Source organism: Paraburkholderia sp. RAU2J (genome assembly GCF_003634845.1).
Classification (GTDB): Bacteria; Pseudomonadota; Gammaproteobacteria; order Burkholderiales; family Burkholderiaceae; genus Paraburkholderia; species Paraburkholderia fynbosensis.
On the sequence record NZ_RBXG01000002.1, the window covers coordinates 1,154,530 to 1,175,405 of the forward strand.

The 20,876-nt window shown below is 63.5% G+C and carries 16 protein-coding genes and 2 pseudogenes; 13 read left to right on the forward strand and 5 right to left on the reverse strand.

All coding sequences use genetic code 11. The features are described from left to right. Positions 1-295: 295 nt before the first annotated feature. Both B0G69_RS22665 and B0G69_RS42005 read right to left on the reverse strand, forming a co-directional pair. On the reverse strand, positions 296-2,365 hold the full coding sequence (locus tag B0G69_RS22665) for an EAL domain-containing protein (RefSeq protein ID WP_121321197.1): 2,070 nt from the start codon (positions 2,363-2,365) through the stop codon (positions 296-298). 293 nt (positions 2,366-2,658) lie between these two features. Further along, a pseudogene (locus B0G69_RS42005) lies at positions 2,659-3,064 on the reverse strand (LssY C-terminal domain-containing protein); the annotation flags it as partial. Between the two features lie 569 nt (positions 3,065-3,633). On the opposite strand from B0G69_RS42005, the gene B0G69_RS22675 reads away from it, so the two are divergent. The 3 genes from B0G69_RS22675 (at position 3,634) to B0G69_RS22685 (ending at position 6,160) form a co-directional block, all read left to right on the forward strand. Continuing rightward, positions 3,634-3,993: a hypothetical protein gene (locus B0G69_RS22675; RefSeq protein ID WP_121321199.1), complete on the forward strand. Its 360-nt coding sequence runs from the start codon at positions 3,634-3,636 to the stop codon at positions 3,991-3,993. A 207-nt stretch (positions 3,994-4,200) separates the two neighbouring features. Then, entirely contained in the window at positions 4,201-5,580 is a 1,380-nt protein-coding gene (locus tag B0G69_RS22680) for a glutamate decarboxylase (protein WP_121323829.1), read from the forward strand. Positions 5,581-5,749: 169 nt separating this feature from the next. After that, positions 5,750-6,160, forward strand: coding sequence for a rhodanese-like domain-containing protein (locus tag B0G69_RS22685; protein ID WP_121321201.1), 411 nt, complete (start codon positions 5,750-5,752; stop codon positions 6,158-6,160). 129 nt (positions 6,161-6,289) lie between these two features. Here the strand turns inward: B0G69_RS22685 and B0G69_RS22690 are convergent, their stop codons facing one another. Further along, positions 6,290-7,024 carry an ABC transporter substrate-binding protein gene (locus tag B0G69_RS22690; RefSeq protein ID WP_121323830.1) on the reverse strand — a complete coding sequence of 245 codons (735 nt, stop codon included), beginning with the start codon at positions 7,022-7,024 and terminating at the stop codon, positions 6,290-6,292. Positions 7,025-7,499: 475 nt separating this feature from the next. On the opposite strand from B0G69_RS22690, the gene B0G69_RS22695 reads away from it, so the two are divergent. The 6 genes from B0G69_RS22695 (at position 7,500) to B0G69_RS22720 (ending at position 13,505) form a co-directional block, all read left to right on the forward strand. Beyond that, positions 7,500-8,606, forward strand: a complete 1,107-nt coding sequence (locus B0G69_RS22695) for an ABC transporter ATP-binding protein (protein ID WP_121321203.1) — start codon at positions 7,500-7,502, stop codon at positions 8,604-8,606. After that, positions 8,593-9,681 carry an ABC transporter ATP-binding protein gene (locus B0G69_RS22700; protein WP_121321205.1) on the forward strand — a complete coding sequence of 363 codons (1,089 nt, stop codon included), beginning with the start codon at positions 8,593-8,595 and terminating at the stop codon, positions 9,679-9,681. Before B0G69_RS22695 ends, B0G69_RS22700 begins: the two co-directional genes overlap by 14 nt. Continuing rightward, positions 9,678-10,574 (forward strand): sugar ABC transporter permease, encoded by an 897-nt coding sequence (locus tag B0G69_RS22705; RefSeq protein ID WP_121321207.1) that lies wholly within the window; start codon positions 9,678-9,680, stop codon positions 10,572-10,574. The genes B0G69_RS22700 and B0G69_RS22705 overlap by 4 nt, the downstream gene beginning before the upstream one ends. Beyond that, positions 10,564-11,373, forward strand: a complete 810-nt coding sequence (locus B0G69_RS22710) for a carbohydrate ABC transporter permease (protein WP_121321209.1) — start codon at positions 10,564-10,566, stop codon at positions 11,371-11,373. The genes B0G69_RS22705 and B0G69_RS22710 overlap by 11 nt, the downstream gene beginning before the upstream one ends. Continuing rightward, positions 11,373-11,654 (forward strand): DUF2160 domain-containing protein, encoded by a 282-nt coding sequence (locus B0G69_RS22715; protein WP_121321211.1) that lies wholly within the window; start codon positions 11,373-11,375, stop codon positions 11,652-11,654. Before B0G69_RS22710 ends, B0G69_RS22715 begins: the two co-directional genes overlap by 1 nt. A 108-nt stretch (positions 11,655-11,762) precedes the next feature. Continuing rightward, positions 11,763-13,505, forward strand: a complete 1,743-nt coding sequence (locus tag B0G69_RS22720) for an ABC transporter substrate-binding protein (protein WP_121321213.1) — start codon at positions 11,763-11,765, stop codon at positions 13,503-13,505. A 96-nt stretch (positions 13,506-13,601) separates the two neighbouring features. On the opposite strand, the gene B0G69_RS22725 is transcribed toward B0G69_RS22720, so the two are convergent. Together B0G69_RS22725 and B0G69_RS22730 are read right to left on the reverse strand one after the other, a co-directional pair. Further along, positions 13,602-14,690 carry a porin gene (locus B0G69_RS22725; protein ID WP_121321215.1) on the reverse strand — a complete coding sequence of 363 codons (1,089 nt, stop codon included), beginning with the start codon at positions 14,688-14,690 and terminating at the stop codon, positions 13,602-13,604. 184 nt (positions 14,691-14,874) lie between these two features. Further along, a pseudogene (locus B0G69_RS22730) lies at positions 14,875-15,807 on the reverse strand (PQQ-binding-like beta-propeller repeat protein); the annotation flags it as partial. 267 nt (positions 15,808-16,074) lie between these two features. Between B0G69_RS22730 and yfcF the strand changes: the two are divergent. From yfcF to B0G69_RS22755, 4 genes are all read left to right on the forward strand, one after another. Beyond that, positions 16,075-16,707, forward strand: coding sequence for a glutathione transferase (gene yfcF / locus B0G69_RS22735; RefSeq protein WP_121321217.1), 633 nt, complete (start codon positions 16,075-16,077; stop codon positions 16,705-16,707). A gap of 174 nt (positions 16,708-16,881) precedes the next feature. Beyond that, positions 16,882-17,847 carry a transcriptional regulator FtrA gene (gene ftrA, locus B0G69_RS22740; RefSeq protein ID WP_121321219.1) on the forward strand — a complete coding sequence of 322 codons (966 nt, stop codon included), beginning with the start codon at positions 16,882-16,884 and terminating at the stop codon, positions 17,845-17,847. Between the two features lie 493 nt (positions 17,848-18,340). Beyond that, complete coding sequence (locus tag B0G69_RS22750; protein WP_147440758.1) at positions 18,341-19,273, forward strand: hypothetical protein; 933 nt, start codon at positions 18,341-18,343, stop codon at positions 19,271-19,273. Between the two features lie 238 nt (positions 19,274-19,511). Next, positions 19,512-20,735: a DUF2252 domain-containing protein gene (locus B0G69_RS22755; RefSeq protein WP_121321225.1), complete on the forward strand. Its 1,224-nt coding sequence runs from the start codon at positions 19,512-19,514 to the stop codon at positions 20,733-20,735. The last annotated feature ends 141 nt before the right edge of the window (positions 20,736-20,876 follow it).

Here is a 20,876-nt window from a genome sequence, read left to right on the forward strand (position 1 = left end):
GCGAAGCACGCCAGCGACGCGGCTAGCAGATAGAAGCTGGTTGCCCAGAAGCGCAGCGCGGCGGCCTGCGTGAACATGCGCGACAACGCGCTCGTCACGAGGGCGCAGCATAGGAACGTAATCAGCCACAACGATGTGAACGTCGCTACGTCAAATTTCATGAAATCTCAGCATCGAATCCGCTTGTTATCGATGATCTGTTCGCCGCCAGCGAACTTCGCGGCTGGCCGTAGCGCGGTCGACAGCGGGCATGGCGCTGGCTACAAGGGCGCTGTCGGTTCAAAAACCAGCATGCTTACGCCGCCAGCATCCTGCCTCTGAGCAGTTCGCCGAAGTCGTCGGCGCTGACGGGTTTGCCGAGCAGAAAGCCCTGCATCTCGTCGCACATCATCGACCTGAGCATGTCGAGTTGCGACTCGGTCTCGACGCCTTCGGCCACCACGTCCATTTCCAGCGAGTGCGCGAGCGCGATGATCGCCGAGACGATCGCGCTGCCTTCCGGGCCGTGTTCGTCGAGTCCATTGGTGAAGAAGCGGTCGATCTTCAGTTGCTTCACGCGAAAGCGTTGCAGATAGGCGAGGCTCGAATAGCCGGTGCCGAAATCGTCGATCGCGATCTCGAAGCCGCTCGCCTGAAACGCGCGGATCATCTCGATCGTGCGCGGCGCGTCCTGCATCGCCACGGTTTCGGTGATCTCGAACATGATCTGCTCGCACGCGATGCCTTCGGCCTTGACGATCTCGAGCATGGTCGTGACCAGATTCGGCTGCAGGAGCTGGCGCGGCGAAAGATTGATCGCGACTTTCATCGGCGGCAGGCCCTGGTCGATCCAGCCGCGAATCCGCCGGCAGGTCTCGCGCGCGACCCAGTAGCCGATCTCCACGATCTGGCCCGAGCGCTCGGCGACCGGGATGAATTCGAGCGGCGCCAGTTCGCCAAGCTGCGGATGATGTAGCCGGATCAGCGCCTCGGCGCCCGCGAGCGAGTCGCCGCCGCCGTAAAACTTCGGCTGGAAATGCACCGAGAAATGGCCGGCGGCGAGTCCGTCGTGCAGCGCGTTCTGAATCTGCAGCGTGCGCACGGCCGCCTCGTTCATACTCCGCTCGAAGAAGCGATAGGTGCTGCGGCCCGCGCGCTTGGCTTCGTACATGGCCGCGTCCGCATGCTTCAGCAGCGTTTCGACGGAATCGCCGTCGTGCGGATGGAGCGCGATGCCGATGCTCGGCATCACCTGCAGCGGCTGCGAATCTGTCCACGTGCCGCGGCGCATCCGTTCGAGCACGCCTTCGGCCAGCGCGCTCGCGTCTTCACGCGAGCCGAGGTTTTCCGCCAGCACGACGAATTCGTCGCCGCCGAGACGCGCGACGGTGTCGTTCGCGCGTACGCATTGCTGCAGGCGCTGCGCGAACGCCGACAGCACGGCGTCGCCGGCCGAGTGGCCGAGCGAGTCGTTGATGGTCTTGAAGCCGTCCAGATCCATGAAGAGGATCGCGAACAGCGAGCGCTGCCGGCGCGCGTTGATCAGCGCGCGTTCGATGCGCTCGGTCAGCGTGCTGCGGTTCGGCAGGCCGGTCAGGGTGTCGAGCGTGGCGAGACGCACGATTTGCCCGTTCAGTCTCGACACCGCGCTGATGAGGAAGGTGGCGCGCGCGCCGGAACGCGACAGCATCAGCGTGACGATCAGGATTGCGAACGTGAACAGGATCACCGAGGTGGCGAGCCAGGCGGCGTCCACGCCTTTGGCTGCGCCGCACACGGCGCCCGGCGCAAAACCGGCGGCGGCCATGCCCGCGTAGTGCATGCCGCTGATCGCGACGCCCATCACCAGCGCCGCGGCGAAACGTTTGCGCACGACGTGGCGTTGTTCGTCTTTACTGAGTACACGCGCCATCCACAGCGCAGCGCTCGATGCGCCGATCGCGATCACCAGCGACCCCGCCAACCATGCCGGCTGATAACGGATGCCGGGCGTCATCTGCAGCGCCGCCATGCCGGTGTAATGCATGCCGGCGATGCCCAGTCCCATCAGCACGCCGCCCGCCAGCAGGCGGCGTGGCGTCAGCCGCACCTGGGTCGTCATGCACAGCGCGAGGTACGACGCGCCGATCGCCAGCCCGAGCGACAAGGCGGTGGTCACGGCGTCGTAGCCGAGCCGGATCGGCAGCGAAAAGGCGAGCATCGCGATGAAGTGCATCGACCAGATGCCGACGCCGAGCGCCGCCGCGCCGCCCGCGCGCCAGGCGTGCCGCAGCCGCGCCGACGCCAGCAGGAAAATGCGGCCGGTCAGATCGAGCGCTGTGTACGACGCCAGCGTCGCGACCACGAACGAAATGGCCACGAGCCAAAAATTGTATGAACTCTGCATGTTGGGTCCAACCGCCGGGAGGAATGCGGCTGGACATGTTATCGGCAATTTGCGGTTTTTATTTAGCGCATTTCCAGTCGGCTGGCTGTCGGGTTTAAGGGGCCGTGTGATGGAAGGACAAAGGTCAACGGGCAAACGACATTCGCGACCCGGCGCCCCTGGCTGAAGAAGCACCTGTTGAATGGGGATGGATGATCGGTAACAGGGATGCCCTCCAGCAATGCGTTCAAGCCAGGTTCCCGGCATTTTGTCCGGTTGGAGCAACGCTGCCGGGGCATGACCTGATATCGGTTCGCTCCCGGCGGCAGCGTGTTGAGTTTCGCGGCGGACTCCCACGGCAGGAACTCGATTCCCGACAGTGAAGTCGGCTGCTGGTACGAAGATCAGTACCTGGCGATAGCCGTCGGTGAAGTACGGATCGGTGGTGAGGTCCTCGCTCGGTGTGCTTTGCGGCGCGATGCCCACGCCTTTGACGAAGCCGATCTTCTTGAGGTTCTGCGAACAGGCCATGTTTTCCGTCAACGCGCTGCGCGCCTCGTCGACGGCCGGGTCGATCTTGTGTGTGGTGAACGTCGGCGAATGAAACGTGAGACACACGCCGATATCCCGGCTGATCTGGCCGGCCCACACGGGTTTGTCGTGATAGCGCATCGGGCCCAGTCGGAGTCACAGGTGATTGCGCTAGTGAATCGTGTCGCGCCCGTTCGCTCGACACCAGGTCCAACTGCACGCTCCGCGCCCTCCTGAGGTTGATCAGCACATAGCCCGAAACGGTTTGCCCGAGCCGGACCGGGTGACGGAAAGCGAGCGCGCGAAAGGGCCGTTCGAATGCGGCTTCGAGCGCGCCATGGTTAAAAATCGACGAGATCGAGGCCTTGTATCGTCATATGGCGCGACGCTCGCACGTATAAGACCAAAGGCCGATTTACGCATCGGCCGGTAGCCGTCATTGTGCTGAGATCGGCAGCCGCATCCGGCTGGAGAGCGTTTAGAGGCGTGCGTTATTTTCATTGACGGCATGCTCGCCAGGCGACTGTCGCCCATCTTGCTGCGGGTCACGCTCGAAAAGCTGCCGCTGCGCCGTACACCAAGGCCCATTCGCGCGGCTCGTTCAAGTTCGATCACTGCCAGTCAGCACTGAAAAGTGACTGTAGTGAGGGCATGTCATGAAATGTTCGAGCGATGCGAATCGTTCGAGACCGGAGCACGTGCTCCCCGAACGTAGCATCACACCGATAGAAGTGCGGATCCAAGTGAGGGAGGAAAAAATGAAATCGTTACCACTTCTCGTCGTGACTGCCGCTACCTTGACCGCCTGCGCGAACGCACCGATGCCGCCGAACGCACAAACGGTCGGCGAAAGTCAGCAGCCGGTCTCCGCAGTCTGGCAATGCATCGCTCAGAAATGGGCGAACCGGTCGCAACAGCAGGTCATATCGCAGGTCATCGTGGCGAACAATCAGGCGATGGACGTCTATGTGCCCGGGCAGCAGCCTCCGAATGGCGCAGCCGCCCTCGTGCGGCCTTCGTGGTCGGGCAACAGCAAGACGTGGGTTGGCTTTCGTCCAGGAGCCGGCGGTGGCGGTGATGCCGGCGGGGGCGCGGCCGACATCAACGCCTGTCTTTGAGCCGCCCACGCCCGCAGTCCTTCTGACAACGCGGGCCTTCTTGCGCAGCGTGGCCGGCGCAGTTAAACGCATTCGGCGATGTACCTGAACGATCGCCGGACGGGCTCGGCAGCCGAGGGTTTTGCAACGGCCGCCATCGGACCGACCGGCGATCGTGCCGTCCACGGCGGCCATCGCATCCCATCTTTCTGCACCGAGGAGCGACAGATGACTACGGCCAGCGACAAGATCACACCTTATGATGAGTTTAACTATCCGATTCCAGAGGACGAGTTTCCCAAGGACGGCATGTCGGCGCGCGCGGCGGCCGCGGTGGTCATCAGCGCCGAGTGGACCGACGCGAACCCGATGCTGAACATGTCGTCGTTCGTGACCACCTGGGCCGAACCGGAGGCCGCGGAGACCGCCAAACGCAACATATTCAAGAACTACATCGACCATGACATGTATCCGCAGGCGTTTGCGATGGAAACGCGGATGGTCAGGTGGCTGCATCAACTGTGGAACGGGCCGAAAGGCGTCGAGCCGTATGGCACGGCGACGGTAGGTTCGTCGGAGGCGTGCATGCTGGCCGGTCTCGCGCACAAGTGGAACTGGCGCAAGAATAGGGAAGCGGAAGGAAAAGACACGAGCAGGCCGAACATGGTCACCGGCGGCAACGTGCAGATCGTGTGGAAAAAGTTTCTGCGCTACTTCGATGTCGAACCGCGCATCGTGCCGCTGAGTCCCGGCAACTACCGGCTGACGGCGGAACACCTCGACAAGTACGTCAACGAAAATACCATCGCCGTGGTGGCCATCGCGGGGCAGACCTTCACCGGCGAAGATGACGATATCCAGGGCATTCACGACTGGCTCGACGACTACGAAAAGCGCACCGGCATTTCGATTCCGATGCATATCGACGGCGCGTCGGGGGGTTTCGTCAATCCCTTCCTTTACCCCGACTACGCATGGGATTTCCGGCTGCCACGCGTGCTGTCCATCAATGCGTCGGGGCATAAATACGGCCTCGTGCCTCCCGGCCTCGGCTGGATCATTTTCCGCGAACGCAAGGTGTTCAACGAGGAGCTGGTTTTCTACGTCAATTACCTGGGCGGGGAAATGCCGACCGCGACGTTGAATTTCAGCCGCAACGCGTTTCAGGTGGCGGTGCAGTACTACATGTTTCTTCGTCAGGGCTTTGAAGGCTATCGGAGAGTCATGCAGCACACGTTGGACAATGCCATTGCGTTGCGGGGCATTCTCGTGGATAGCGGGTATTTCACCGTCATGAACGAAGCGCAGCGCATCCCGGTGGTCGCCGTCACACTCGACAAGAAGGTAAAGAATTTCAACGAGTTCGATGTGTCGAACAAGGTGCGCGAAAAAGGCTGGGTGCTCGCGGCCTATTCGATGCCGCCCGATGCCGAGGAAGTGACGAGCCTGCGGGTCGTGGTGCGGCCGCACATCAACCGGAACGTGGTGGAGCTGCTCGCCGGCGACATCGTCAATGCGTGTCAGTTCCTCGAAACGCATGGCGGGAACGCGACGCCTCCCAAGCTGCACACGCATGCGTCGGGACTGGCGGCCCCGGCCAAGTGTTGAGAATGCCGTTTGAGGCGCAGCTGCGAGTCGCTATGGTTGCAGGGAACGGGGTGGCGCGGGGTGGCGCGGGGTGGCGTGATGTTACCGGAATCTGTCAATCGCGCCACTGGTCGATCGTGCGTGAGAACGGGACAATCCGTCGTGACACCACACGCACAAGGAGCTTTATATGTCCCCGGTCTCGGCCGTTCCTGCTGCCGACAGCGCTGCCGCGCTCGATCATTTCAGCATGCTGCTGTCATTTGAAACGGATTGCGCCGACGTCCACGCGGCACTGGCCAGCGACGATCCGCTTTCGATCGATTTTGTATTGCTGGACGTGCGCGGCCCCGCGCTTTTCGCCGCCGGCCATGTGCCTCGCGCCGTGAATCTGCCGCATGGCAAGATCGTGGCGTCGAAGCTCGTCGACTATCCGCCCGAAACGCTGTTCGTCACCTATTGCGCGGGGCCTCACTGCAACGGCGCAACGCGTGCCGCGATCAATCTGGCTCGACTCGGCCGCCCGGTCAAGGTCATGACCGGCGGCATCACAGGCTGGCTCGACGAGGGTTTGCCGTTAGCCGTTGCTCGCAGCGAGTGAGCGGCGGGGCGAGGCTAGGCGGCTTCGTCCATGAGGCACGTTGGTGGCTGTCAATGGGTCTTGAAGGGGAGCGGCATTGCGCTGCCACCGCTTTCTTTCCAGACGCGTCACACGGCACCGTGCCCGCAGCTAGGCCGCCGGCGCAACCGACGCGCCAACGATCCCATGCCGCTCCAGCGATCCGGCCAGGAAGCCCGACGCCTTCATTGCTTCGACGAACTGACTCAGCGCGTTCGCCGCAGCGGCGCCGCGACTTTTGGGCGTGCCCATCGCCTGCTGGATCACCATGAATCGTTCGTCGAGCAAGCGCAGCCCGGAGGTTTTTAGCGCATCGGCTTCGAGCTGTTGCTTGACGCCGGCAGCCACTTCGAGGTTCTGTTCGAGGAACGTTTGCACGACAGCCGGCGACGTCGGCGCGCGAACGATTTGCGCCGCCTTCAGTTCGCGCGTGAGGAACAGGTCGTAAGCGCTGCCCTTGCCGACGGCGACCCGGTTGTGCGCCTCGTCGACATCCTGATTCGTTCTGACGGGCGAGCCGTCGCGCACGAGATAAAAGCCCTCGATCAACACGTACGGCGCCGTGAAAGCGACGGTCTCGCCGCGCACTGGGTCGACGGCGAAGAAACCAAAATCGGCTCGCTCCTCGCTCAAGGCCTGGACCGATTTGCCTGCAGCATCGAAAACCACCAGTTCCAGTTCGACGCCGAGCTTCGCGGCGAACGCCCGCGCAAGGTCGACCGACACGCCGAACGGCTCGCCGGATTCGGGATGTCTGTTGGCAAGAATCGGATTGCCGAGATTGATCGACGCGCGCAGCTTGCCGGTGGGCGTGAAGGCGGCGGCAACGGACGGTTCGATGTTCATGGCGGCTCTCGTCGCGACCGCCATTGTTTGCATGCGGTCCCGAAGTTCAGGAGTTTGGTCGATGCGCGACAGCATATCGGTTCCGCCGACTCTGTGGCGGGCTCGCTGCCGCCTCGTCGGGCCATGACCTTTCTGTTACGCTGACACGATTCTTACGACAAGAATAAAAAATACCGGCGGCGAAAGAATTCAAGCGGCATACGGTAAGGATTCAGGAACGTAACTGTCTCAAGATTGTATGGTTAACACCAATTTATCCGTAAACGAACAAAAAGGAACATCGATTCTGTTGTTTTAATTCCTTTCGGAAAAAATGGGGCCTGCCTGACGGTCCGCCCTGAAGCATAAGAACCACGCAAGATTCACGGAACGATCCCACGGCGCAAGCAATCCGTAACACCATCACGCACCACGCCTGAGCGCCGCGCCAGGCACCCGCAGCACCGGAGACGCACTTAGAACAAAGGAGAGCGATTTGGTCTTGGAACTGGAGCGGGTGACAGTCGTTTCGGGCGCCCAGACGCATCTGTACGGCGTCGATCTGCGGCTCGTCCCCGGCGCGATCAACGTGCTGCTCGGGCCGACGCAAGCCGGCAAGACCACCCTGATGCGCGTGATGGCCGGACTCGATCGCCCGGCGTCGGGGCGCGTGCTGGCCGACGGCCACGACGTGACCGGCGTCAGCGTCAGACAGCGCAACCTCGCGATGGTGTACCAGCAGTTCATCAACTATCCGGCCATGACGGTGTTCGACAACATCGCGTCGCCGCTGCAACTGCAAAAGCTGCCCGCCGACGAAGTCAAACGGCGCGTGCACGAAGTCGCCGGCAAACTCCATATCAATCACCTGTTGCAACGCCGTCCCGGTGAACTGTCCGGCGGCCAGCAGCAGCGTTGCGCGTTGGCGCGGGCGCTGGTCAAGCGTTCGTCGCTGGTGCTGCTCGACGAGCCGCTGGTGAATCTCGACTACAAGCTGCGCGAAGAATTACGCGTCGAACTGGCGACGCTATTCGCGGATGGCAAAACCACGGTCGTCTACGCGACCACCGAGCCGCTCGAAGCGCTGCTGCTCGGCGGCTATACGGCGATCGTCGACAGAGGGCGCGTGCTGCAGCACGGCCCGACGCTCGACGTGTACAACGCGCCTGCCACCGTCGACGTCGCGGCTGTCTTCAACGATCCGCCGATGAACATGCTGGTGAGCGATCTCACCGCCGACGGCACCGCGCGCCTGCCGATCGGCATCGACGTGCCGCTCCAACGGGCGAGCATGCGCGCCGTGCGCGGCGACGACACGTTCCGCATCGGCATCCGCCCCGGCCATCTGCGGCTCGCGCCCCGCACCGAGCGCTCCGTCGCGGTGCCGTGCCGGCTCGAACTGGCCGAATTGAGCGGCTCCGAAACCTACCTGCATCTGCACACGCAGCAAGGCGGGGTCGATCTGGTCGCGCAACTGCAAGGCGTGCATCAGATCGATCTCGGCACGCAGCTCGACGTATATATCGACCCCGACGAACTGTTCGTGTTCGGCGCGGACGCGACGCTGCTGTCCGGCCCGGAGGCGGCTCATGGCGCGCATTGAGTTCCAGAATCTCGCGCACGCGTACGCCCCCAACCCCGCGACGCTCGACGACTACGCGTTGCAGCCGATGACCATGGTCTGGGAAGACGGCGGCGCGTATGCGTTGCTCGGGCCGTCCGGTTGCGGCAAGTCCACGCTGCTGAACATCGTATCGGGCCTCGTCAGGCCGTCGGAGGGCAGGGTGCTGTTCGACGGACGGGACATCACCGGCTTGAGCCCGCGCGAACGCAACATCGCGCAGGTGTTCCAGTTCCCGGTGATCTACGACACGATGAGCGTGTTCGACAACCTCGCGTTCCCCTTGCGCAACCGCAGGATGGCGGCGCGCGACGTCGAGCGCCGCGTGCACGAGGTGGCGGAGATTCTCGACATGACGCGGGAATTGCCGCGCAAGGCGAACAATCTGTCGGCGGACGCGAAGCAGAAAATTTCGCTGGGGCGCGGGCTCGTGCGCAAGGACGTCGCCGCGATTCTGTTCGACGAACCCTTGACGGTGATCGATCCGCATATGAAGTGGATCTTGCGTCGGCAGTTGAAGAAGATCCATCAGCAACTGAAGCTGACGCTGATCTACGTGACGCACGATCAGGTCGAGGCGCTGACCTTCGCCGACGAAGTGATCGTGATGACGAACGGCCGCGTCGTGCAGAAGGGCGGTCCGGACGCGCTGTTTTTGCGGCCCGATCATGCGTTCGTCGGCTATTTCATCGGCAGTCCGGGGATGAATCTCTGCCCGGTCGATCTGGACGCCGACGGCATCAGGATCGGCACGCAGCACTTGCGGCTCGACGCGCACACGCTCGATACGCTCAAGCACGCAAGCGGCACGCTGACGCTTGGGATTCGCCCGGAGTTCGTGCGCGTGGTGAGCGACGGCGAGCCCGGCGCGGTGCAGGCAGATGTATTGCGCGTGCAGCAGCTCGGTAATTACCAGCTGGTCACCGCGCAATGCGACGGCCACACCTTCCGCGCCAAGCTCGAACCGCATCTGCGGGTTGGCGAGGGGGCGGTCTGGTTGAAGCTCGCCGCGGCGGAAACCGTGTTCTTCAGCAACGACGAAAGGATCGTGCGATGAACAAGCCTGTCAACCAGAAGGCCTGGCTGCTGGTCATACCGGTGTTCATCTGCGTCGCCTTTTCGGCGATCCTGCCGCTGATGACGGTGGTCAACTATTCGGTGCAGGACATCATCAGCCCGACGCAGCATGTGTTCGTCGGCACCGAGTGGTTTCGCGCGATCATCAACGACGCCGATCTGCGCGGCGCGCTCGGGCGGCAGATCATTTTTTCCGCGTGCGTGCTGCTGTTCGAAATCCCGCTCGGCGTCGGCCTCGCGCTGGCGATGCCCGCGTCCGGATGGCGCGCGTCGGCGTCGCTGGTCGTGCTCGCCATGCCGCTGCTGATTCCGTGGAACGTGGTCGGCACGATCTGGCAGATTTTCGGGCGGCCGGATATCGGTCTGCTCGGTTATGCGCTCAATCGCGTGGGCATCGACTACAACTACACGGCGAGTCCCGCCGCCGCGTGGATCACGGTGCTCGTGATGGACATCTGGCACTGGACGCCGCTCGTCGCATTGCTCTGCTATGCGGGCTTGCGCGCGATTCCCGACGCGTTCTATCAGGCCGCCGAAATCGACGGCGCGAGCCGCTTCGCGGTGTTCCGTTACATCGAGCTGCCGAAGATGCGCGGCGTGCTGATGATCGCCGTGCTGCTGCGCTTCATGGACAGCTTCATGATCTACACCGAGCCGTTCGTGCTGACGGGCGGCGGCCCGGGCGACTCGACTACGTTCCTCTCGCAATATCTGACGCAAAAAGCGGTCGGCCAGTTCGATCTCGGACCGGCGGCGGCGTTCTCGCTGATCTACTTCCTGATCATCCTGTTGCTGTGCTTCATTCTCTACAACTGGATGGAACGCGTCGGCAAGGGCGGCCCGGCAAGCGGGGGAGACGAATATGGGCAATAACCGCTGGATGCGCATCGTCGTGCTGACGGTGTACATCCTGTTCGCACTGGTCCCGCTCTACTGGATGCTGTCGATCTCGCTGCGCACGAACGAAGAGACGATGTCGGCGTTCGCCGTCTGGCCGCACCATGTGACCTTCGACAACTACAAGGTCATCTTCACCGACCCGTCCTGGTACTGGGGGTACATCAATTCGATCATCTACGTGTTGATGAACACGGTGATGTCGGTGCTGGTCGCGCTGCCTGCGGCGTACGCGTTTTCGCGCTATCGCTTTCTCGGCGACAAGCACATGTTCTTCTGGCTGCTCACGAACCGCATGACGCCGCCCGCCGTGTTCCTGTTGCCGTTTTTCCAGCTCTATTCGAGCGTCGGTTTGATGGACACGTATATCGCGGTCGCGCTCGCGCACATGCTGTTCAACGTGCCGCTCGCGGTGTGGATTCTCGAAGGCTTCATGTCGGGCGTGCCGCGTGAAATCGACGAAACCGCGTACATCGACGGCTATACGTTCCCCGCCTTCTTCGTGAAGATCTTTCTGCCGCTGATCAAGTCGGGTGTCGGCGTGACGGCGTTTTTCTGCTTCATGTTCAGCTGGGTCGAGCTGCTGCTCGCGCGCACCCTCACGACGGTCAACGCGAAGCCGATTGCCGCGGTGATGACGCGCACGGTGTCGGCGGCGGGGATGGATTGGGGCGTGCTGTCGGCGGCGGGCGTGCTGACCATCGTGCCGGGCGCGCTCGTCATCTACTTCGTGCGCAATTACATCGCGAAGGGCTTTGCGATGGGGAGAGTCTGATGCTCACGTGGATGTATTGGACCCCCGAGGTGGCGGTCTTTTTCGGCTGCATCGTGCTGATGCTGGCGGGCATGACCGTGTGGGAAATCCGCTCGCCGACGATCGAACGAAAAGGCTTCCTGCCGATTTCCACCACGCGTGGCGACCGGCTTTTCATCGGGCTGCTGATTGCCGCGTACATCAATCTCGCGTGGATCGGCATCAGCGCGGAAAACGCGAGTGCGTGGCCGGGCTTCGCGGTGTCGATGCTCGTGCTGCTCGTCGTCATGTGGAAGGGTTGAACGGCGTTGCGTTCCGAAGACTTGCGTATCTGGACAGACCGGTTCCGTTGATGCCCCGGGCGGACGCCGGCAGTTGATGCAAGGGGTGCTCAGAGACTGGAGACAACCATGCAACAGAGGAGACGGATCGTCACGCTCGCCGTGGCAGGCGTCGTCGCGACAGGCTTGACGGGCCGTGCGGCGATGGCCGGCACGGCGGAGGCGCAGAAGTGGGTGGACAGCGAGTTCCAGCCGAGCACGCTGTCGAAGCAGCAGCAGATGGACGAGATGAAGTGGTTCATCGACACCGGGGCGAAGCTGAAGGCGGCGGGCGTGAAGGAGGTGCATGTGGTGTCCGAAACGCTCGACACGCACATGTATGAATCGAAAACGCTCGCCAAGGCGTTCACCGAGATCACGGGCATTCCGGTCAAGCACGACATCATCCAGGAGGGCGACGTCGTCGAGAAATTGCAGACCTCGATGCAATCCGGACAGAGCATCTACGACGGCTGGATTTCGGACTCCGATCTGATCGGCACGCACTACCGCTATGGCGTGATCATGCCGCTGTCCGACTATATGGCCGGCGAAGGCAAGCAGTACACCAACCCCGGGCTCGACGTAAAGGACTTCATCGGCACGAGTTTCACGACCGCGCCGGACAAGAAGCTCTATCAGCTGCCCGACCAGCAGTTCGCCAACCTCTACTGGTTCCGCGCCGACTGGTTCGCGCGCAAGGACCTGCAGGACAAGTTCAAGGCGAAGTACGGCTACGATCTCGGCGTGCCGGTGAACTGGTCCGCCTATGAGGACATCGCCGAGTTCTTCACCAACGACGTCAAGAATATCGACGGCGAGAAGGTCTACGGCCATATGGACTACGGCAAGAAAGACCCGTCGCTGGGATGGCGCTTTACCGACGCGTGGCTGTCGATGGCGGGCGAAGCCGACAAGGGCATCCCGAACGGCTTGCCGGTCGACGAGTGGGGCATTCGCGTCACGCCCGACGGCTGCCATGCGGTCGGCGCGTCGGTCAGCCGAGGCGGCGGCACGAACAGTCCGGCGGCGGTCTTCGCGACCACCAAGTACATCGACTGGCTGAAGAAATACGCACCGCCCGAAGCATCGGGGATGACCTTCAACGAAGCGGGGCCGGTGCCGGCGCAAGGCCGCATCGCGCAGCAGATCTTCTGGTACAGCGCATTCACCGCGTCGATGCTCAAGCCCGGCAACGTGACCAACCCCGACGGCACGCCGAAGTGGCGGATGGCGCCGTCTCCGCACGGTCCATACTGGAAGGACGGCATGCAGAACGGCTACCAGGACGTCGGCTCGTGGACGTTCTTCAAGTCGACGCCACCGAACCAGCGTGCGGCCGCATGGCTCTACGCGCAGTTCGTCACGTCCAAAACCGTTTCGCTGAAGAAGTCGATCGTCGGGCTCACGTTCATTCGCGACTCCGACATTCATAGCGAGTTTTTCACGAAGAACGCGGACAAGTACGGCGGCCTGATCGAGTTCTATCGCAGCCCGGCGCGCGTCGCGTGGACGCCGACCGGCAACAACGTGCCCGACTATCCGAAGATGGCGCAGCTATGGTGGAAGAACGTCGCGACGGCCGTGGCCGGGGAAAAGACCCCGCAGGCCGCGATGGACAATCTGGCGAAGGAAATGGACCAGGTGCTGGCCCGCTTGCAGCGCGCGGGGATGAAAGTGTGCGCGCCGGAGTTGAATGCGGAAAGCGATCCGGCAAAATGGTTGTCGGATCAGCACGCGCCCTGGAAGAAGCTCGGCAACGAGAAGCCGAAGGGCGAAACGGTCAAGTACGACCAGTTGCTGACGGCGTGGAGGCAGGGGAAGGTGCGCTAGGGCGTTGCTGCGCGATCGTATGAGAGGGTGTGGGCGGGCGGCCTGGGCAGGCCGCCCGTTTTTTCACGCGATGCGCACACGTGTTACGCGCGTCGTCTAGAAGCGGTTGATCATGCCGAACTGCACGCCTCGCACGCTGGCGCCGGGCCACGAAGGTGTGAGCCCGGTCACGTTCACGCCCTTGAGCGTGAATTCGGCGTCGCCGTGATTTCTCAGCCAGCCCGCGCTCGCATAGAGCAACACGCGTTTCGAGAGATCGTATTCACAGGCGGCGCTGAACTGGTCGGCATTGTTGTCGCCGCCCGAGCGGTCACGCAGATACGTGTAGCCGAGCGACGCGCGAAAGCGTCCGTTGATCGCGTAGCGCGCCGACACCGATGCGCCGTCGTTGTGATAACGCGGCGTGCCGCCATCGCCATTGAAGAACGACAGGAAGCCGGTGAGCGGCCCATACACGTACGAGACGCCGCCGAGATTGGCGCGCAACGCGCCGTCGCCGTGTGTCTGCTGGTGCGCATAGGAAATGCGGAATGGACCGTTGTGCCACTCGACCGTCTCGATGTGGCCGGCGAGGCCGTTGCCGTCGCCGTCGGCGGGGTCGCGCAGGGCGGCCATCAGCGTCGTCGAGAAGCCGTGGAATTCCGGCGAAAGATACGTGATCGCGTTGCTCTCATACGGCGTGATCTTCGACAGATTGTCGAGCCCCGAGGCGATCGTGCCGGCGCCGAATGCGTCGAGCTGTCCTTTGAACGGGATGTAGATCGGCGAATACTGACGGCCCACCCGCACGGTGCCATAGCGCGTGGACGCGCCGATCCATGCCTGGCGATTGAACATCGTGTCGGCGACGGCAAGCGAGCCGTTGCCCGAATTGAAGCCGTTCTCCAGGTCGAACAGGATTTTGACGCCGTTGCCGATGTCTTCCGCGCCGCGCAGGCCGAAGCGCGAGCCACGATAGGCGCCGGAGTCCATGCGTGCAACGTAGCCCGCGCCGGGGTTGGTGATTTCGATGCTGGTGTCGAGCGCGCCGTAGAGGGTGACGGAGCTCTGGGCGTGCGCCGTCACGGCGTGCGCGGCGAACACGGCCAGCGCCGCCGAGGTACGCCGCGCACGCCAGCCGAACGCTCGCGGTGACCCGCGTGAGGCGTCATGGCACTGAGGTAGCGCGAGGGGTGAATGTTTCATAAGGGAAAAGAGAATACCGCACGCTGTGCGCCACGGGGGGCACGAGACGCTCGAATGAAAACGGCATGCCCGACGCGAAGCTGCGTCGGCGGCATGCCGTTGCGGAGGTGCGCACGCTGACGCCATACAGAGCTCCGCTGAAGCGCGGACGAATATACCGCGCTTCAGGTGCTCGCGTCCCGCGTTATTGCGGCAGCGCGTAGGCGATCACGTAATCGCCGCGATCCGGCGACTGACGCGCGCCGCCCGCCGAGATCACGATGTATTGGCGGCCGTTGAGCTCGTAGCTCATCGGCGTGCCCTGGCTGCCAACCGGCAGGCGGGCTTTCCAGACTTCCTTGCCGGTCGAGCTGTCGAACGCGCGCAGGTAGTAGTCCTGGGTGGCCGCGAAGAACACGAGACCGCCGCCGGTGCTGAGCGAGCCGCCTATGGTCGGCATCCCGATCGGCGTCGGCATGTGCATCTGCACGCCCGCGAGGCGCGTGTCGCGCACCGTGCCGAGCGGCACTTGCCATGCGACGCTGCGCGTCTTCAGGTCGATGGCCGTCAGGCTGCCGAAAGGCGGCTTCTGGCAAGGAATGCCGAGCGGCGAGAAGAAGCGGTCCTTGGTGACCGAATACGGCGTGCCGCCGAGCGGCACCGCGCCCATGCCGGCGTTCACGGCTTCATTGCCGTTCGATTCGCCGCCGCGACGCGCTTCCTTGACGAGACGCACCCACAGGCCGAGGCGCATGTCGTTCACGAAGATCATGTCCGCGTCCGGATCGTACGACAGGCCGCCCCAGTTCATCCCGCCGAGCGAGCCGGGGAAGCTCAGCGACGTGTCGGTATCCGGCGCGGTGAACTGACCGTCATAGCGCATGCCGTGGAAAATGATCCGGCACATCATCTGGTCGACCGGGGTCATCCCCCACATGTCGGAGCCCTTCAGCACTTGCGCGCCGATCTGCGGCATGCCGACCGACACCGGCTGAGTCTTCGAATAGGGCTCGCCCGGGATCGTCGCGGTCTTCACCGGCTGCTCGATCACTTTGGTGAGCGGCTTGCCGGTCAGACGGTCGAGCACGAACAGTTGGCCCATCTTCGTGCCGACCACCAGCGCCGGCACCTTCTTGCCGTCGACCGGCCTTTTCGAATCTTTGATGGCATGTGGGGCGGCTTGATTTTTCTTTGGCGGAAAAGCCTGCACGGATTGGGCGGTAATCCCCCAATTCTGGTATTAACGACCTAGTTAGCCCATTAACGCGGGGATGTCGTGTCGATCCGGTGAAAGAGTCTTTGCCAAACTGGGTTTTCCCATGCAGGGCGCACGCCTCGCGGTCGAACCCGACTGAGCCGGATATGATCGAGATTCCCCACGAACGTAACCGCCAAGGAGAGCACCTTGCAGGAAAGTCGTCTTCGTCTCTACGCCGATACCGAGTTTGCCAGCCCTTACGCGATGTCGGTCTTTGTGACCCTTCACGAGAAACGATTGCCGTTTGACCTGTCGACCGTGGATCTCGGCGGTCACGCGAATCATGAAGCGAGCTATGCGGCCCGGTCGTTGACACAGCGCGTACCGACGCTTGTGCATGGGGACTTCGCTTTGTCGGAGTCGTCGGCGATCAGTGAATATCTCGACGAGGCATTTCCAGAAACGCTCGTCTACCCACAGGACAGGTTTCTTCGGGCAAGGGCGCGCCAGATGCAAGCCTGGCTCCGGAGCGATCTGATGCCGATCCGGCAGGAGCGTTCGACGCAGGTGGTGTTCTACGGTCAGGCAGGAGCGCCGCTCAGCTCCGCGGCCCAAGCGGCGGCGCGGAAGTTGTTTTCCGCGGCCGAGGCTTTGCTCGCTGGAGACGCCCACAATCTCTTCGGGAATTGGTGCATCGCCGATACGGACCTCGCGTTGATGCTGAACCGCCTCATCATGCACGGCGATCAGGTGCCGGCGAGGTTAGTGGACTACGCTGCGCGTCAGTGGGAGAGGCCTGCCGTGCAGCGGTGGATTGAGCTGGAACGTCCGCCGCTCTGAATCGGCGGGGCCGGGCTGGATGCGGACCTTGCCGGCCTGGTCTCAATCCAGCGGTTCGGCTCAGAGCCATACCCATCCCTGGATGCGCTATCTCGCGGCCCGAAGCGCGAATTCGTTGCATCACCTCGTCGTCATTCTGATTGGCGTAATCACGATCTCCAGTAACATTGCGCCATGCACAATCACCTCGTCGCCGCGCTGGCTTATGACCGGCTCTGCACCTTCGAATTCGGCTGCGTGACCGAACTATTCGCGCTCGAACGTCCCGAGCTCGGCGTCGACTGGTATCGCTTCGCGGTGTGCGCGGGCGAAGCCGGTCCGATTCGCGCGGCGGGCGGCATCACGATCGCCGCGCCATACACGCTCAAGCTGCTGGAGCGTGCCGACACCATCGTCATTCCCGGCTGGCGCGACGCGGACGAAGTGCCGCCCGCACCGCTTCTGAAAAAGATTCGCGCCGCCTATGAGCGAGGCGCACGTCTGTGTTCGATCTGTTCCGGCGTGTTCGTGCTGGCGGCCGCGGGCGTGCTCGACGGCAAGACCGTCACGACCCATTGGCGCTACGCCGACAAATTGCAGCAGCGTTACCCGCAGTTGAGCGTGCGGCCCGATGCGCTCTATATCGACGAAGGCCGGATCATCACGTCGGCAGGATCGGCGGCGGGGCTCGACATGTTGTTGCACCTGGTGCGGCGCGATCATGGCGGCGCGGTGGCGAATCGGGTCGCGCAACGGCTCGTGGTGCCCCCGCATCGCGAGGGCGGGCAGGCGCAGTTCGTGCCGCGCCCGATGCCGCAGGACGAGAGCGGGCGGCTGGCGAAACTGATGGACTGGGTGCGCGCGCATCCGGCCGAGCCGCACACGCTGGGTTCGCTCGCCGAACGCGCCGTGGTGAGCCCGCGCACGCTGCAGAGGCAATTTCGCGACGCGATCGGCATGGCGCTCTTCGAGTGGGTGGTGCGGGAACGGGTCGCGATGGCGCGCGAGTTGCTCGAAGCACAGGCTTCGTGGCCGATGGCGCGCGTCGCGCAAGTCGCGGGCTTCGGTTCCGAAGAATCACTGCGGCGCCATTTTCGGCGCGTCGCGCTGACGAGTCCGGCGGCGTATCGCAAGAAGTTCGGCACGCAGGAGCGTGCCTGAAAAAACGCGCTTATGTCGTGTGCGACAGACGGCGGGTATTGGCGATCATTCAATAAGCAATGTAGGGTGCAGGCGCGCGTTCGCAACATTGGCGCTCGATGCGCGCGGCTTGGCGGTAGCTTGCCGACGCCCCCCGTTCCGTCGCGCGTCCGCCGCGAACTGCTGCTTCCCCGCTCGCAGCTGCAATGCGAACCGGCGCTGCTCGGCGTGGCGCGTTGTCGACACATCGGCGCGACGCAATCGCCATGCGCACGGCCTGGAGCGTCGCGCGCCGCGGTTTTCCGGTCCGTCGCATACAAGGCCGGCGACTGGCGGCGTCCGAACGGATTCGCGCGGGCGCCGATTTTCTGTCAGCATCACGGCCAGTGGCCGCGCCAGCGCGTATCGTGTGAGTCGTGCATATGCCGGGCGCAAAACATGTGTTCGAAGCGCCACATCCGCCACATCGAAACGGAAAGCCGAAATACATGATTCCCATCGCATTCTCTTGCTCATGAACGTCAGAACCGTGTTCGCCGTGGCTATGCTTGCCGTTCTGGAGGCGGGTGCCGTGCTTACGCCGGCGTTCGCCGTGGCGCAGACGCAGCAGGGCGATTCGCGTGCCGAGCTGTATCGACGCAATCTGCTGGCAGGCAAGGACATCGCGTGCCGCACGAATGCTTCGTGCGCGGCGCTCGGCGTGGCCGCGCTCGAAGCGGGGCGCATCGAGGACGCGCAGACGCTCGTCGCGATGGAAGCCTCGCTCGCCGAGGCCGCCGCGATGCGGGCCGCCGAGGAGAACTCGCCGAAGGCGACCAGTTCGGCGCGCTCGCGCGTGGCGATGGCCTTGGTCCATCAGGGCGACGTGCAACAGAAGCTCGGTGCATACCCCGACGCGCGCGCCTACTACCGGAGCGCGGTGAGCCGTGGCGACGACTACCCGAACGACGCGCTGCTCGGCCGCGCGGTGGCCGCGGCGCGTCAGCGTCTGGAAGCGGTTTCGAACAAAGCGGTAGTGACGGGCATACCGCCGCCCGGCGCGCGCTTTAGCCGCTACATGTTCTTCGGCGCCTGGAACAGCATCGACGTGAAGCCGGTGAAAGGGCGGCGCGGTGTCTACCGGATCGACGGCGATTTCGTCTATCCGACCGTGGGCCCGGACGGCGAGCCCAGTGCGAACATGGGCAGCATGTCGGCCTATGTGCGGTTCTTCGACGGCGTGGCGCGCGTGCCGATGACCGAGGCCGGCGGCAACGGGCCGATCGACGCCACCGCGAAGATCGGCACGCTCGCGCCGTACGAGCAGCGTAGCGACAGATGCCTGATCGAGTTCAGCCTGTCCGCGCCGGAAACGCTCGACGTGCGTACGCGTGGCTCGCCGACGGCGTGCGGGTTCGGCTTCAACGTGAGTGCCGACGGGCGGTACTATCTGATGACGGGGCGGTAGCGCGATCATGTAGGTGGCGCTTATCATGCGATGGTCGTGCGAGTGGTGGCGGCGATCCGGCGTCTCTGCAAAATCGAGACCCAAGCCGGCGACGAGCACAACGTGATCCATCCCACGCGGCGGCATGATTCGCTGCCCGGGCATCGACCATGCGCTGAATCCGCATCGAGCGGCATGAAACCGGATGAAGCCGCTTCCCTCCCACCTGGCCGCAATGTGCCCAATGAACGGAACGCCCATGCCCGACATCGCGGAGATCATCGCCAGTTTCAACGCCGGGCGCGATCCCGAACGGCTCGCGATGAAATACAAAGCCATGCGCAGTTCGCCGTTCGTATTTTTGCGCGGCACCTGTCATCTGTTCTATGAGCGTCTGCCGCGCGAGAAGGTGCTCGACGATGCGCCGCCGGTCTGGATTTGCGGCGACATGCATCTGGAAAATTTCGGCAGCTACAAGGCCGACAATCGCCTGATCTACTTCGACAACAACGATTTCGACGAAGCCTGTCTCGCGCCCGCGCTTTACGAACTGGTGCGCCTGCTGACGAGCGTGCTGGTCGGCGCCGCCGATCTCACGCTGAGCCGTGCGCAGGCGCTGGCGCTCTGCCACACGGCGGTGGAGGCGTACGGCGCGGCGCTCGCGGTGGGCAAGTCGCGCTGGATCGAGCCGGAAACCTCGGTCGGCATGGTGCGCGATCTGTTCGATGCACTGGCGAGCCGCACGCGCGTGGCGCATCTGGAGCGGCGCACGGTGCTCAAGGGCAAGACGCGCGTGCTGAAAGTGGACGGCAAGAAAGCACTGCCCGTGAGCGACGAACAGCGCGCGGCCGTCACGCAATTCATGCAGCGGTTCGCCGCGAGCGAGCCCAATCCCGACTTCTATCGCATCCTCGACGTGGCGCGGCGGATCGCCGGCACGGGCAGTCTCGGCGTGGACCGCTATGTGATTCTCGTCGAAGGCAAGGGCTCACCCGATGGCAACTATCTGATCGATCTGAAAGAGGCGCTGCCTTCGTCGGTCACGCCGCATCTGCACACGCCGCAGCCGCCGTGGCAGACCGAGGCGCAGCGCGTCGTCGAAGTGCAGCGGCGCAATCAGGCGGTCTCGCAGGCGTTCCTGCATGCGGTCGATTTCAATCAGCGTTCGTATGTGCTGCGCAGCCTGCAGCCGTCGGAAGACCGGGTCGCGTTGAGCGACTGGAACGGCAAACTGCCGCGGCTCGAAGCGGTGATCAACAGCATGGCCGAATTGAGTGCATGGGCGCATCTGCGCAGCGGCGGACGGCAGAAGTCGTCGATTGCCGACGAGCTGATTGTGTTCGGCAATCGTAAAGACTGGCAGTTGCCGCTGATCGATCTTGCGACGCGATGCGCGACGCAGGTTGGGGATGACTGGAAGGTGTATTGCGAGGCTTTCGATTGGGGTGGGTTTGAAGTAGGGGGAAGCGCTGAGGGGCATTGATGCGTTGGCATTCTGCACACTACGTCGCGCATTCTTCCTGCGAGGTCAAATGCACGGAAAAGCGCAGCGAAACGATATGCAGCAAAGTCGGCGCGACCCAGCCGAGTCCTCACTTCTGTTGAGCTGCAACTACCCGGCACG